The sequence below is a fragment of the Halalkalibacter sp. APA_J-10(15) genome (assembly GCF_023017105.1).
Lineage (GTDB): Bacteria > Bacillota > Bacilli > Bacillales > Bacillaceae_D > Halalkalibacter.
This window is the reverse complement of record NZ_JALKEV010000070.1, coordinates 1-404: the sequence shown is the minus strand read 5'-3', so window position 1 is coordinate 404 and position 404 is coordinate 1. Positions and strand designations below refer to the sequence as shown.

At 38.1% G+C, this 404-nt stretch carries 1 protein-coding gene; it reads left to right on the top strand.

Going from position 1 to position 404, the window contains the following annotated elements; genetic code table 11:
- Nucleotides 1–138: 138 nt before the first annotated feature.
- A partial coding sequence (locus MW695_RS22305; RefSeq protein WP_247107621.1) for a transposase occupies nt 139–404 on the top strand: 266 nt, incomplete at its 3' end.

The window sequence follows — 404 nt, the reverse complement described above, 5'->3', positions numbered from 1 at the left end:
CCTCCTGCAGGAGTCGACCCTCCCATCCCGTCCGCTTTTTCTAGTGGGAAAAAGGAATGTTGCTTCTCTTCAAAATAAAGACAGGTAATCAGTTTTTTTCTATAATATAAGTGAAAAAAGGACAGGGGTGAATAAATGATGATGTCAAAAAAGTTGGAAGATAAGCGAATGCAAATGGAGATGGTTTGGATTGAAAAACTAGTTCCAGAAGACCATCTTGTTCGTAAATTAGATCACGCGATTGAGTTTGATTTCATTTATGATCTTGTGAAAAATCTGTACTCTTCTGATAAAGGTCGTCCTAGTATTGATCCTGTCGTGTTAGTAAAAATGGTGTTCATTCAATACATATTCGGCATTCGCTCTATGCGCCAAACGATCAAAGAAATCGAAACAAACGTCGC